General features: G+C 24.2%; 15 protein-coding genes. 5 read left to right on the forward strand and 10 right to left on the reverse strand.

Annotated features, from left to right (window positions below):
• Nucleotides 1-4 precede the first annotated feature (4 nt).
• From gmd to AELL_RS11345, 5 genes are read right to left on the reverse strand one after another with little or no spacing between them, the layout of a single operon-like run.
• Complete coding sequence (gene gmd, locus AELL_RS11325; RefSeq protein WP_118918061.1) at nucleotides 5-1,150, reverse strand: GDP-mannose 4,6-dehydratase; 1,146 nt, start codon at nucleotides 1,148-1,150, stop codon at nucleotides 5-7.
• 1 nt (nucleotide 1,151) lies between these two features.
• Entirely contained in the window at nucleotides 1,152-1,613 is a 462-nt protein-coding gene (locus AELL_RS11330; protein WP_118918062.1) for a GDP-mannose mannosyl hydrolase, read from the reverse strand.
• Between the two features lie 3 nt (nucleotides 1,614-1,616).
• On the reverse strand, nucleotides 1,617-2,990 hold the full coding sequence (locus AELL_RS11335) for a mannose-1-phosphate guanylyltransferase/mannose-6-phosphate isomerase (protein WP_118918063.1): 1,374 nt from the start codon (nucleotides 2,988-2,990) through the stop codon (nucleotides 1,617-1,619).
• On the reverse strand, nucleotides 2,987-4,018 hold the full coding sequence (galE, locus tag AELL_RS11340; protein WP_118918064.1) for a UDP-glucose 4-epimerase GalE: 1,032 nt from the start codon (nucleotides 4,016-4,018) through the stop codon (nucleotides 2,987-2,989). Before galE ends, AELL_RS11335 begins: the two co-directional genes overlap by 4 nt.
• Nucleotides 4,019-4,600, reverse strand: a complete 582-nt coding sequence (locus AELL_RS11345) for a Wzz/FepE/Etk N-terminal domain-containing protein (protein WP_118918065.1) — start codon at nucleotides 4,598-4,600, stop codon at nucleotides 4,019-4,021.
• A gap of 457 nt (nucleotides 4,601-5,057) precedes the next feature.
• Here AELL_RS11345 and AELL_RS11350 point away from each other — a divergent pair, with 457 nt between their 5' ends.
• Nucleotides 5,058-5,537 (forward strand): ribonuclease H family protein, encoded by a 480-nt coding sequence (locus tag AELL_RS11350; RefSeq protein ID WP_118918066.1) that lies wholly within the window; start codon nucleotides 5,058-5,060, stop codon nucleotides 5,535-5,537.
• 71 nt (nucleotides 5,538-5,608) lie between these two features.
• Here AELL_RS11350 and AELL_RS11355 read toward each other — a convergent pair whose 3' ends face one another.
• Together AELL_RS11355 and AELL_RS11360 are read right to left on the reverse strand one after the other, a co-directional pair.
• A complete protein-coding gene (locus tag AELL_RS11355; RefSeq protein ID WP_118918067.1) occupies nucleotides 5,609-7,333 on the reverse strand; it encodes a hypothetical protein in 1,725 nt (574 codons plus the stop codon).
• Nucleotides 7,334-7,663, reverse strand: coding sequence for a plasmid mobilization protein (locus AELL_RS11360; protein ID WP_118918068.1), 330 nt, complete (start codon nucleotides 7,661-7,663; stop codon nucleotides 7,334-7,336).
• 114 nt (nucleotides 7,664-7,777) lie between these two features.
• Here AELL_RS11360 and AELL_RS11365 point away from each other — a divergent pair, with 114 nt between their 5' ends.
• Nucleotides 7,778-8,023: a hypothetical protein gene (locus tag AELL_RS11365; RefSeq protein ID WP_118918069.1), complete on the forward strand. Its 246-nt coding sequence runs from the start codon at nucleotides 7,778-7,780 to the stop codon at nucleotides 8,021-8,023.
• A 390-nt stretch (nucleotides 8,024-8,413) separates the two neighbouring features.
• Here the strand turns inward: AELL_RS11365 and AELL_RS11370 are convergent, their stop codons facing one another.
• From AELL_RS11370 to AELL_RS11380, 3 genes are read right to left on the reverse strand one after another with little or no spacing between them, the layout of a single operon-like run.
• Nucleotides 8,414-8,932 carry a hypothetical protein gene (locus AELL_RS11370; protein ID WP_118918070.1) on the reverse strand — a complete coding sequence of 173 codons (519 nt, stop codon included), beginning with the start codon at nucleotides 8,930-8,932 and terminating at the stop codon, nucleotides 8,414-8,416.
• A gap of 4 nt (nucleotides 8,933-8,936) precedes the next feature.
• Nucleotides 8,937-9,719 (reverse strand): P-loop NTPase family protein, encoded by a 783-nt coding sequence (locus AELL_RS11375; RefSeq protein WP_118918071.1) that lies wholly within the window; start codon nucleotides 9,717-9,719, stop codon nucleotides 8,937-8,939.
• Nucleotides 9,720-9,750: 31 nt separating this feature from the next.
• Nucleotides 9,751-10,155: a hypothetical protein gene (locus tag AELL_RS11380; RefSeq protein WP_118918072.1), complete on the reverse strand. Its 405-nt coding sequence runs from the start codon at nucleotides 10,153-10,155 to the stop codon at nucleotides 9,751-9,753.
• Nucleotides 10,156-10,289: 134 nt separating this feature from the next.
• Here AELL_RS11380 and AELL_RS11385 point away from each other — a divergent pair, with 134 nt between their 5' ends.
• The 3 genes from AELL_RS11385 to AELL_RS11395 all read left to right on the forward strand — a co-directional run bounded on the left by AELL_RS11385 (nucleotide 10,290) and on the right by AELL_RS11395 (nucleotide 13,003).
• A complete protein-coding gene (locus tag AELL_RS11385; RefSeq protein WP_118918073.1) occupies nucleotides 10,290-10,547 on the forward strand; it encodes a hypothetical protein in 258 nt (85 codons plus the stop codon).
• Nucleotides 10,547-10,729: a hypothetical protein gene (locus tag AELL_RS11390; protein ID WP_118918074.1), complete on the forward strand. Its 183-nt coding sequence runs from the start codon at nucleotides 10,547-10,549 to the stop codon at nucleotides 10,727-10,729. Before AELL_RS11385 ends, AELL_RS11390 begins: the two co-directional genes overlap by 1 nt.
• 567 nt (nucleotides 10,730-11,296) lie before the next feature.
• Nucleotides 11,297-13,003 carry an N-6 DNA methylase gene (locus tag AELL_RS11395; protein WP_118918075.1) on the forward strand — a complete coding sequence of 569 codons (1,707 nt, stop codon included), beginning with the start codon at nucleotides 11,297-11,299 and terminating at the stop codon, nucleotides 13,001-13,003.
• Nucleotides 13,004-13,070 lie beyond the last annotated feature (67 nt).

Below are 13,070 nucleotides of genomic sequence, written 5' to 3' on the forward strand. Positions count from 1 at the left end.
TTAATTACTCAAAATAACTCATAGTTTTATATCCACCATCTTTTAGGTAAACATCTTTTGTCATAAGTTTTAAATCTGATTTCATCATATCATTTACTAAATCTTGTAGATTGTATTCTCTATTCCATCCAAGTTTTTGTTCAGCTTTTGTTGGATCTCCTAAAAGTAAATCAACTTCTGTTGGTCTAAAGTATCTTGGGTCTACACAAACAACTGTTTGTTCTAATTTAAGGTGAGAAATATCTATATTTGATGCTTTTGCTTTTTCTAAATCTAAAGAATCAACGATACCAACTTCATCAACTCCAACACCTTCAAATCTTAAGTTAATTCCAGCATATGCAAATGAAAACTTTACAAAATCTCTTACTGTTGTTGTTTGTCCAGTTGCAATAACCCAATCTTCAGGTTGTTCAGCTTGTAGAATCATCCACATCATTCTTACATAATCTTTTGCATGACCCCAATCTCTTTTTGCATCAAGGTTACCTAAGTACAGTTTATCTTGTAAACCTAATGCTATTTTTGAAGCTGCACGTGTAATTTTTCTAGTTACAAATGTTTCCCCTCTAACTGGTGATTCATGATTGAAAAGTATCCCATTACACGCAAACATTCCATAAGCTTCTCTATAATTTACTGTTATCCAATAAGCATACATTTTAGCAACTGCATATGGGCTTCTTGGATAAAAGGGAGTTGTTTCTTTTTGAGGAGTTTCTTGTACTTTTCCATATAACTCTGAAGTTGATGCTTGATAGATTTTTGTTTTTTTAGTAAGTCCAAGTAATTTCACAGCTTCAAGAATTCTTAAAGTTCCAGTACCATCTGCATTTGCTACATATTCAGGAGTTTCAAACGATACAGCAACATGGCTCATTGCAGCTAAATTATAGATTTCATCAGGTTGAGTTTCTTGGATTATTCTTGTTAAATTCATACTATCAGTCATATCACCATAGTGTAAGATAAGATTTCTATTTTCTACATGTGGATCTTCATATAAATGGTCAATTCTATCTGTATTAAATAAAGAAGTCCTTCTTTTTATACCATGAACAATATAACCTTTTTTTAGTAAAAATTCAGCAAGATAACTTCCATCTTGTCCAGTTATTCCTGTTATTAGTGCTACTTTTTGTTGTGCCATATTATTCGTTTTCCCCTCTTATTTTAAAATATTCTTTTACATATTTATGAACTACTTTTGAGTTCATTATTTCATACAAGCTTAACCATGTATATTCATTGTGTTGTTCTTTTGGTAAGTCTTGTATATAAGATACATTTATCTCATAGGCAAGATTTACATAGTGTGTAGTTATATTATCATCTGCAAAACTATCATCATAAAAATGTTCAAAAATTCCAATAAATTTTAGATTGTATTCTTCTATATTTAATCCAATTTCATCTTTTAAAATTCTTTTTTTTGCATCATCTAATTTTTCATTTTTATAAACTCTTCCACCAAGAGTAAATAAAAAATTACATGCTGGTTTATTTACTCTTTTTCCAAGAAGTATTTTATTTTTTTTATTTCTTATCACAAAATCTATAGAGATCAATGGGGTATTTTCAACTATTGTTTTAAAAGTTTCTATATTTAACATATTTTAGTCCCTTTTAAAATCATCATCAATTCTAACAATATCATCTTCACCTGTATATTCACCTACTTGTGCTTCTATAAGAACTACTGGAATTCTCCCTTCATTCTCTAGTCTATGAACTTCTCCCATTTTTATATATGTACTCTCATTTGGTCTTACATATCTTGTTTCATTTCCTACTGTTACAGTAGCTGTTCCACTTACTACTATCCAGTGTTCATTTCTATGAAAATGTTTTTGCAAACTTAATCTTTTCCCTGGTTTTACTTCTATTCTTTTTATTTTATATCCATTAGATTCTTCTAAAACAGTATATGTTCCCCATGGCCTATGACCTGTTAGATGAATATTATGAAGTTGTGAATTTGTTTCTTTTAATTTTTCCACAACTCTTTTTACTTTTTGAGAGCTTCCTTTTTTAGATACTAAAATTGCATCTCCTGTATCTATAATTATTAAATCTTCTACATCTACTGTTGCAATTACTCTTTCATTTCCATATACTAGATTATATTTAGAGTCTATTGATATATGTTTATCATTTTTTGTATTACCATTTTTATCTTTTGGAAGTTCTTCAAATAAAGCATCAAAGCTTCCAACATCTGACCAATTTATATTAGAAGGAATAACTTTTACAATATCAGATTTTTCCATAACAGCGTAATCAATACTATCTTCAGGTATTGACATCATATCATCATGTTTTATTCTAATTATTTCATCTTTAGAAGCATTATCAAAAGCGTTTTTAGATTGATTATAAATTTCAACAGAGTATTTTTCTAATTCATCTAAGAACACACCTGCTTTAAACATAAACATTCCACTATTCCAGTAATAATTTCCTGCTTTTAGATATGAAGTTGCTGTTTCAAAGTTTGGTTTCTCATGGAAAGCTTTTACATCAAATTCATTTACACTTTCTATATATCCAAATCCTGTTTCAGCAAAAGTTGGTTTTATTCCAAAGGTTACAAGTTTATTATCACTTGCTAATTCTTTTGCTTTTTTTAATACTTTTTCATACTCTTTTTCATCTTTAATTAGATGATCACTTGGAGTTACAATAACTATTTCATCATATTCTAAAGCCATACAAGCTAAAGCAATAGCAGGAGCTGTATTTCTTCCTATTGGTTCAAGAAGATATTTATTATTCTTTTTTCCTAATTCTTCTAGTTGATCTAAAGCCAGGAAATATTGTTCAGCATTTGAAACTATAAATTGAGATTTACATAATTTACTATTTCTTTCAACAGTTAACTGAAATAAAGATTTATTTAAAAAAAGTTTAACAAATTGTTTTGGAAGTAAAGTTCTACTTATTGGCCACAGTCTTGTGCCACTTCCTCCGCATAGGATTATATTTGTCATTTATTTTCCCCTTTGTACCCATCTGGATTATTACTCTGCCATTTCCAACTATCAAAACACATATCATCAATACTTTTTTTTGCTTTCCAACCTAAAATCTCTTTTGCAAAACTTGGATCAGAATAACATGTTGCTATATCTCCAGCTCTTCTATTAACTATTTTATATGAAATCTTTTTATTGCTTGCTTTTTCAAAAGCTTTTACCATGTCAAGAACACTACAACCAATACCTGTTCCTAAATTTACAATTAAAGGTTTCATTTCAATATTTGAGTTTAGATAATCAATAGCTTTTACATGTCCATGGGCTAAGTCAACTACATGTATATAATCTCTTACTCCTGTTCCATCATGAGTATCGTAGTCTGTTCCAAAAACACTTAAAAATTCTCTTTTCCCAACCGCTACTTGAGAAACAAATGGCATCAAATTATTTGGTATTCCATTTGGGTCTTCACCGATCATTCCACTTTCATGTGCACCAACTGGATTAAAATATCTAAGAATAGCAATTTTAAAAGAGTTATCTGATATATATAAATCTTCTAAAATTCGCTCTATCATATATTTACTTGTTCCATATGGATTTGTTGTTCCACCAACGGGAAAATTTTCTTTTATAGGATTTGATTTTGGATTTCCATATACAGTTGCAGAACTTGAAAAAACTATTTTTTTGCAATCAAATTCTTTCATAACTTCAAGAAGTCTAAGAGTTCCAACTACATTGTTATCATAATATTCAAGTGGTTTTTCTACTGATTCTCCAACAGCTTTTAATCCAGCAAAATGTATAACAGAATCAATTTCATATTTTTTAAAAACTTTTTTTAATGCCTCTTTATCTCTAATATCACCCTCTTCAAAAGATATATATTTATTTATGATTGCTTCTACTCTTTTAATACTTTCTTTTGAAGAATTTGATAAATTATCATACACTACAAAATCATAACCTGCTTCACTTAAAGCAACAAGAGTATGAGAACCTATATATCCAGCTCCACCCGTGATTAGTATAGCCATTTATTTAGTATCTTCTTTTCTAATAGAGTTTATAAATTGCATAAAAAATACTATAAAAATAGATAATATAAATCCAGTTACAAATGATACTGCTACAATAAGTGATTTTTTAGGTTTATTTATTGGATTATTATCTATTTTGACATCTCCAATTTGTTTAGTCATTATTACATTTTCATAAAATTTTGCTTTTTCTTTATGTCTGTTGATCACAAACTCTACTGCTTTTTCTAAATTGTTTTTTATCTCTTCTTTATTTTGATTATTTGAACTAATTTCAAGTAATTTCTGAGTTTGTTTTGGAATCTTTGTTTCAACATTTAATTCTAATTTTAAAATTTCTGATAAATCAATAGGATTGTCTAAAGAAGTTGGTTCAAAATTCTGACTATGAATTTGCCCTATTTCTATATAAGTTTTACCTTGGTATACAGGAATTGGATTTTTAAAAGAAACATACATTATGCTAATAATAGTAACAATACTTGTAAATAATAAAATAAAAATCTTTTTTTCCCAGATTGTTTTAAACAATTCTCTTAAATCTATTTCATCTTCTATTATTTGTTCTTTATTCTGCAATGTCTTTCCCTGATTAAAATTTTAGTTGGATATTATATCAAATCAAATTACTCTTTTTTGACTCTTTTTTAATAAAAAAAGTAATTCAGATCTAAATCTCAATTAAATCTTATTTTTTGTGTAATTTTGTAACTATCATAATTTATATCTATCATTATATTCAAATAATGCTGATAATATGGTTATTTATTTTATTTGAGTTGCGTTTATAAAAATAAAATTACAGATAAACAAACAACTATAATTACAATAAAGATCCAATCTAATAAATCAAATTCCATTTTCATAGATTTTATTCATCCTAAATTAAATTTTACAACATAATACAAGACAAAAGACTCATAAAAGATTCTTTTTTTATTCTTAACAATAAAATTAATAAAAATTTTATCTGCGAAAAAACTTATTTATGAGTCATTTTATAGTTATAATCTAGTTTTAAAAGAAAGGAAAATTTATGGCTCAAGAAAAAAGAAGAATTGTATATGTTGATGCAGGACAAAACGAAAATAAAGAGTTTCAAATAGCACTATTTGATCCAGATATAAATTTAACTTCAATTGTTAAACTTATAAATATTGATAATAATCATATAGCTGAAAAATATGCTGTAATAAATGCAATTACATATATCAAATCAAAAGCTCTAAAAAAAACAATTATTTTATGTGATAATGAACAAGCTGTAAGAGATGGTCATATTGTAAACTTATGTGAAAAACATAAAATTAAACTATCTTGGATCCCAAGAGAAATAAATATTATTGCAGATAAAGTTGCAAAACTTACACCAACAAAAAAAGATGACACATTTTATACGATTGATTTTATTTATGATTTAATATTTCCAAAAAAAATTGAAGAAACTCAACCTAAAAAAGTTGAAACTGAAACTGTAAAAAATAATAAAACTCCACAAAAACCAACAAAAGCATAGTCTTTTTCATAAGAAAAAGACTATATAAAAGTTCTAAAAATAGAATCTCACAAAAACGAGAATATAAAAAATCATCTCAATTTTTCATTTCGCTTTTTCCTATATTCACTTTTTTTCTCAATTTCACTAGAATAAACAACACTGTTTTCATAAATCTCTTCACAAACCCAAATCGCTTCTTTAGTACTCAAATTTAATTCCTTTTGTAAAAAATCTATTACATTTTTTGGTTTTTGTTTATTTTTTAAGTTATCTATTTTATTATCATCTGTTATTGTAAAATTAGAAATATCAAGTTTAAAATTCTTTTTTGCATATTCAAGGATTAAATTTGCATCAAGTTTTTCTTTTAGTTCTTGTAAATTTATTTTAGAATTAAGTTCTTCATTTTGTAATTTTACTTTTTCTTGTTGAGTTGGTGATTTTGCTCTTAAAATTTCTATATCAGTATTTTTAATTTGTTCTTTTTTATTTTTTAAAATTAAAGCAGCAATTTGTCTATTTGCTTCATTTATAAAATTCTCATTTCCTGTTGGTTCTATATTTTCTAATTTCCAATTTTTTGCAAGGGCTATTTCAATCATAATTCTTACTTCTTCTTGTAGGTTATTTGAATTAGAGTTAGAGATAATTTGATTTTCTAAATCAATAATTTTGATATTTTTTGAGAAGTTGTTAATGATTATTTGATTATCTACTTTTTTTATATAATACCCTTGTAATTTGTCTTTAATTAGATAATCATAGTGTTCATAAAAAAGTTTTTGTTGATATGATTGGTAAGTAAGGGAGTTTATATTTTTTTTAATATTTTGATTTTCTAAGTGATGGATATTTTTTAATAGTTCTTTTGATTTATTTGATTTTCTTTTATAGATATTTTCAATTCTAGTTTCATAATAGCTTAGTAAAATATCTTCAAGTTCTTTTTTTGATTTATGTCTTGGAAAGGTTCTATTTTTATCATTTTTTAAAATAAATCTTGAAAAATCTTTTCCATTTAGATTCAAAGAGTTTGATTTTTTATTTCTTTCTTGTAAATTTAATATTTTTATATATTTATAGGTTTTACTTCCAGCTATTTTAAAATCTCTGTTTTCTTCTAATTTTAAATCATTTTGTAAAAAGTATAATAGTTCATTTGAAGTTTTTATATCTTTTAAAAGTTCTATCCAATTAGCTCTTGTAATTGCTATTTTACTTTTTATTTTATCTTCTAAATTATTTTCATCTTCAATCTTTTCATTAGTATCAGTTTCATCTTTTCTAGGAATTTCAAAGCCATATTTTTTACAAACATAACTTTGTAAAACATCATCTAAAAAAGAGTTATTAAAAAATGGTGTTTTTAATTGAGTATCATCAAGTGGATTATATTTTGCAATAGCAATATGAATATGAGGGAATCTTTGTCTGTTTTTTTCATTTATTTGAATTTTTGGAAGATGGGCTTCACTGTAAGCTATTACTTCATTTTTTAAATCATATCCACTTGTGTGATGTTTAATATATATAAGAACTAACTCTTTAAAAAGTTCATCTCTAATTTTTTCATCTTCTATTTCATTTAATTTATCCATTTCCTCTTGTGAGAATGATAGGGTTATGTGAATATAATTACTTTCATAGTTTTTATATTTATTTAGATATTTTTCTGTTTGTTTAAAAATTTGAAGATTTCCATATAGTGTAATGGTTCTATCTTTTTGATCTCTTGTATAAATACTATCTTTTCTAGTACCTGTTATTAAATAATCTGCAAATCCTTCTTTAGCTCTTGAAATTCTTACTATCATTTAAAACTCTTTATCTAAAATTGAATCTAATTGATTTTCAATAATGATAAGTTTATTAATTAGATTTTTATAGTTATAAGAATCAAGTTTTTCCATTTGGATTGAATAATTTAAACTATGAGCTAATTGATTAATGTTTGTACCAATTTTATTTATATTCCAGATCAACTCTTTTAAATCTTTTTTATTATTTGTTTTTACATTGATATTTGAAGATTCAATATATTTAATTAAAAACTGAGTACTATTCATATTAAGAGCTTTTGCTTTGGAATTAAGTAATTGTTTTTGTTGTTGTGATAATCTAAATTTAAACATTTTATTTTGCATTAAAATCCTTTTATACAAATATTTATTTCATTTAATACATTCACAATTTTTTAATTTTAAAAGTAAAAGATAAATTTAGTTTTTTTGTTATAATTTTTTAAAAAGGATTATTTTATGGAAAAAATTGATCTAAATAGAATGGTAGAACTTTTAAATAATTTTACTTTAGATAGTGACAATAACACTAATAGTAAAAATGAAAGTGAAATTGAAAATAAGATTGAAAGTGAAAACTTTAATTATCAGACAATAAAATGTGATAATATGACACTTATTGTTCCTGATGAAATTTTAAATAATCTTTATTCACAAATGGATCCAAAAGCTTTAGAGAAAAAATTAGAAGAGTTAAATTGTTAAAAATTTAATTTTTTAAAGTATAAACTAAAACATCCCAAAATAGATGCAATACTATTTGAAACTGATTGTTTTTAAATTAAAAAAACAATCAAGAGATGTTTTATACCTGCATTTTAGCAAAAAGTTTTTTAGATTTTACAATTGTTTTTTTTTAATTTAGAGCTATATTTTTGGATTAAAATATTAAATTAGATTTGATTTGGGATTTTTAAGGGAAGATTCCCTTAAAGAACGATGTCATGTGGGAAAACGTAGTGTACCCACAATGGCTGTCGTTCCTATTTTGGTTTTCTTTAAAAGCATAGATTTTACTTTATTTGAATATTTTGGAAAAACTTTTCACCTTTTTTGAATAATTTGGAATGTTTTTCACTTTTATTTGAATTAATTTTACTTATTTGTAATAACCATAACAAAAGGATGCCCTTCTTTTATATCCCAAATTCTAACATGAACATCAGGAATTATATATTCAATTTTTATATTACCTAAAACATCACCTTCTTTAAATATTTGTCCTTTATAGATAAAAGTTTTATCTATAAATTGAAATTCATCAAATTTACTTTCAAACTCTTCCATATTTTCAAATCTGATTGAATTATTTAAAGTTTGAGCTTTTTGTACAGGAATATTTGTTTGTGTAATAGTTTTAGATTCTTTTACAATTGGTGGAGTTAAACCTAAATAAAAAATTGAACAACTAATCCAACCTATAAAAAAAGATATAACACCAGATAAAATTAATTTAACAAGGTTATTTTTAGTTTTATTAGAGTTATATATTTGCATTTCATTTTTAATTAAATCTAATTCAAAAAGTAATCCACTCTCATGTGGATTACCTTTTAAAAGTTTAATTGTATTAACTAAGTCCTTACTTATAATATCTAGTTGATCTTGTGTCATTTTTTTACTTTAATTTATTAATAATTTTTTCAATACCAGGAAGAATATAATTCTTTTGCAAAAGTAAAGCACTTTTAACAATATTTCTTTTTTTAATTAGTTGCATTAATTCATCATCTTGTTCATTTGTAATTTCATCAATCTTTTGATTAATTGCATCAAGATTAGTATCACATAACTCTTTAATTGTAATTGCATTTCTTCTTGCATATTTTATAGGAAGTGAATCTTTAATTGCAAAGTAGTTAGATTCATTAGTTAGATCAACTTTATATTTTTTTTGAATAATTTTTGCATTATCAAAAAATTGATCAAATTGATTCTGAACACTTGAATATTCATACTCATTAAATCTATTAAAAACAAATATTACTTTATTTTCCAAGTCAACATGATCTTTGATAGACTCTAAAAAATCCATAGCAACGTTGAAATCATCACTTCCATCCATGCAAGGAATTAAAAATAAGTCTACAAATTGGTATAAATCATTAGTTACCATAGATTTATGAAAAGTTGATAGCTTATTGGCACCAACATCAATAATGATATTTTTATCAGATTTTCTTAAAATTCTTTCAAATTTAAAAAACTCATCATCAAGTTCTGTTAAAAAATCCATCTGTATTGATTCATAATAATTTTTTGAATTAATTCTTTTATCACTTTGATTGATTGTATCCATCTCAATTAACATAGAATTATGTAAATATGATGCAGTTGTTGAAGCTAGAGTTGTTTTCCCACTTCCGCCTTTAAAATTTAAAGCAAGTATATTTTTTGCCATTTTATTCATCCTTTTTACTTTATTTTTATAATTATTTGAAATCTGATTTATCAGCTCTTTTTAGCTCACCATCATCTTTCAACTCTTTAACCTGTGCCAATTGAACTTGACTATTTGAAATATCATTTCTTACTTCACTTTTATCTATTTGATTTTTTGAAGTAATATCTTCTTTTTTAGTATTGATTTTTGAAATCTTTATTTCATTACTTTCAATATTTTTTACATACCACTTATAAAAATTGCTGTATTTTACTTTTGTTTCAAAGACAGAATTTATAAGCTCCAATATTTCTACTTTTGTGAGAAAATCATCTAAATAAACTAACTCATTTCTAATGAGCTTTAAAAATTTAGTTGATTTTTTTATCTCTTTTAATTCTTTACCAAAAAGAGTTTCTAACTCTTTTTTACGTTTAAAAAGTAATTCTTCCATTTATACCATCCTACTTCTCCTGGAATTTTTTTAAAGATTTTTTAATCTCATATAGGTATTCACAAAAATTCAAAAAAAGTAAAAATTAGTGAAATTGTGAATAGAGTAAATACAAATTAAAAAAAGGATGGAAAATGGAAAACCTAGACTGGAAAAAAGCAAGTGATAAATTAGAAGAAACAATAAAGCAATTTGATTATTTTATTTTTGATATGAAATCGTCACATTTTAAAATGAAAATTGAAATGTTAAAAAACATTTATTTATTTCAAAGAAATGAATACGAATATATAAAAAGAATAAATGAACTTGAAGAAAAGTTAAATGACAAGAAATTTGAATATCCACCTATTTTAGGATATCCACCTATTATTGATGCGGAGGTGGAATAATGAAAAAATATGACGCTATTATATTATGTTATGGATCAATTGCTCTAAAACAAAAAATAGAAATAAAAATAAAACAAACAGTCTATACAAGCTGGATGATTGAAGGCATAGGTACAAAAAAAGAGCTTATAAAGATATATACTAAAAAACAAATAATAGCTATATACAATAGTGGAATATAATACTATAAAGAGAGAATTTAGGCTAAAAAGGTGTATTTCCAAATAGTCATAGCCTGTTAAAATTGCTGTTTATAGGTAAAAAAATGTAGAAAAAAAATAAACAATGCCATTGTGGAATGGGAGATTAACTCTTTCACAACTGGCGATATTTTCAAATAGAGATTAGATAATTATTTAAAGTTGTAGCAAATGGATATTTGTTACTTTAGGTGACTTGATACAGAATTTCTAACACTTCTTTTTTATAAGCATAAAATATAATCTTATCCCTACAATTTCAACAAATACTTACTTATCAAATATAAAAATTATCTATACTTACAAAAAAAGATGAAATATAAAATAATTTAGAAATTTCACACAATATTTCTAGTTTTTCACTTTTATATTCCTATTTTGGGGAAATTTAAAATTACAATTCTAATTTTTATTTTTCTATTTAATCTACAATATTTTATATATTTTAGATAATTAATCTATTTTTAAATAGTAGTTTATTAAAAACTATTGACTTAAAAATAGAAAACTGATATTATTCTCTTATAAATTTACATTAGGAGATTAAATATGGAAATTTTAAAATTATTGGAAAATTTAGAAAATCATTCACTTGAAACTATTTATGTTTTGAAAGCATGGAAAAAATTATCAGATGAGAAAAAAATAGATAAAAAATATTCTTTCGAAAATTTTTATAATCAAGAGATCAATGTAGAAAATTTATTAAATATATTTAATAACTTATCAAAAACAGTTAAACTTTTTAATATTTATAAATTTAATCCAGAAATTTACAATAAAAAAGATTTAATTGAAATGTTAAATATAGTTAAAAAAGAAACTCTTCCAAATGTAAATGAGATTTTTTATAATTCAAAAACTGACGGATCTTATGTATCGGACCAAATTGCCGAACTTGGAATAAAATTACTTGATAATAATTTTGAAGAATTATATGTACCTTTTACACATAGCTTTTCATATGCAAATTTTACAAATAAAAAGATTTATGCTGATTTTTATATGACTAAAGCAGCAATTATTGCTGAACTTATAAATATACTTGAAAATAAAGATATTGAGTTTCATATGACAAATGCTTTAAAAGAACCAACATTTATAGATAAAAATGCTTCACATCTTTTAAGAAAATTCGATTGTGTATTATCATTTCCTCCAATTAGAGTTATTGAAGAACTTGATATTTCAAAAGATATTTTTGATAGATTTCATTTTCCAAAGAGTAAAGTTTTAGATATTGCTCACTTTGAACATGTTATTGCACAAACAAAAAATAAAGCATTAATTTCATTACCTGTTGGATTTACGTATCGAAGTAACAATGAAGAAAACTTTAGAAAAAAATTAATTGAAGAGAATCTATTAGAAACAATTATTATTTTACCTAGAAATATATTATTAGGTACACAAACTGAAATGACATTTTTTATAATCAATAAGAATAAACTTGATAATAAAATATATTTTCTTAATCTAAATAATGACTCATTTTTGATTAAAAGTGGTAAAAAAACTATATTTAAAGATATAAATGAAATTTGTGATGTTTACAATAATAGAAAAGAGATATCAAACATTTCAACTATTGTAGAAAAAGAACAAATAATTAATAATAATTACTCATTAGCAATTGATAGATATATACAAGATCCTATTTTTGAAAATATTCAAAATAAATTAGAAGGATTTGAGCTAATTGCTTTAGAAAAAATTGCCGATGTTAGAAGATCTCAATTATTAAAAGATGAGGAAAAAGGAATAAATGTTTATGAGATTTCACCTTCAGATTTTATTTCTAGTAATTTTACTTTGGAATGTGGAAAAATTAAAAAAATTGATAAAAATATCAAAAAACTTGAATTATATAAATTAGAACCTTACGATGTTTTACTGAGCACCAAAGGGACTATAGGTGGAGTTGCTATTATAGGAGAAATTAAAGAACCAATGGTAGCTTCTCAAGCTATACAAGTAATTAGAATAAAAGATACAAATAATAAAAAGAATAAAGCAATTACATTATATATGTTTTTAAAATCTGATTTAGGACAATCAATTTTATCTTCATTAGTTTTTGGAACAGTAATGCCACAAATTTCTACTGATGAAATAAAACAATTGAATATTCCTATTTTATCAAAAGAACAAGAATTTAAATTAATAGAAAATTTTGAATTAGAAAACAGGCTAAATGAAGAGATTAATGAAATAAATAAAAAAATCAAACTAATTCATAGAAATTTTTTAAATTAGTTTATACAACTAACTTAAAAACAAGGAGGTTATTAAAATATAAATATGATGGTTTTAATGATATAGG

The organism is Arcobacter ellisii, assembly GCF_003544915.1.
GTDB classification, from domain to species: domain Bacteria; phylum Campylobacterota; class Campylobacteria; order Campylobacterales; family Arcobacteraceae; genus Aliarcobacter; species Aliarcobacter ellisii.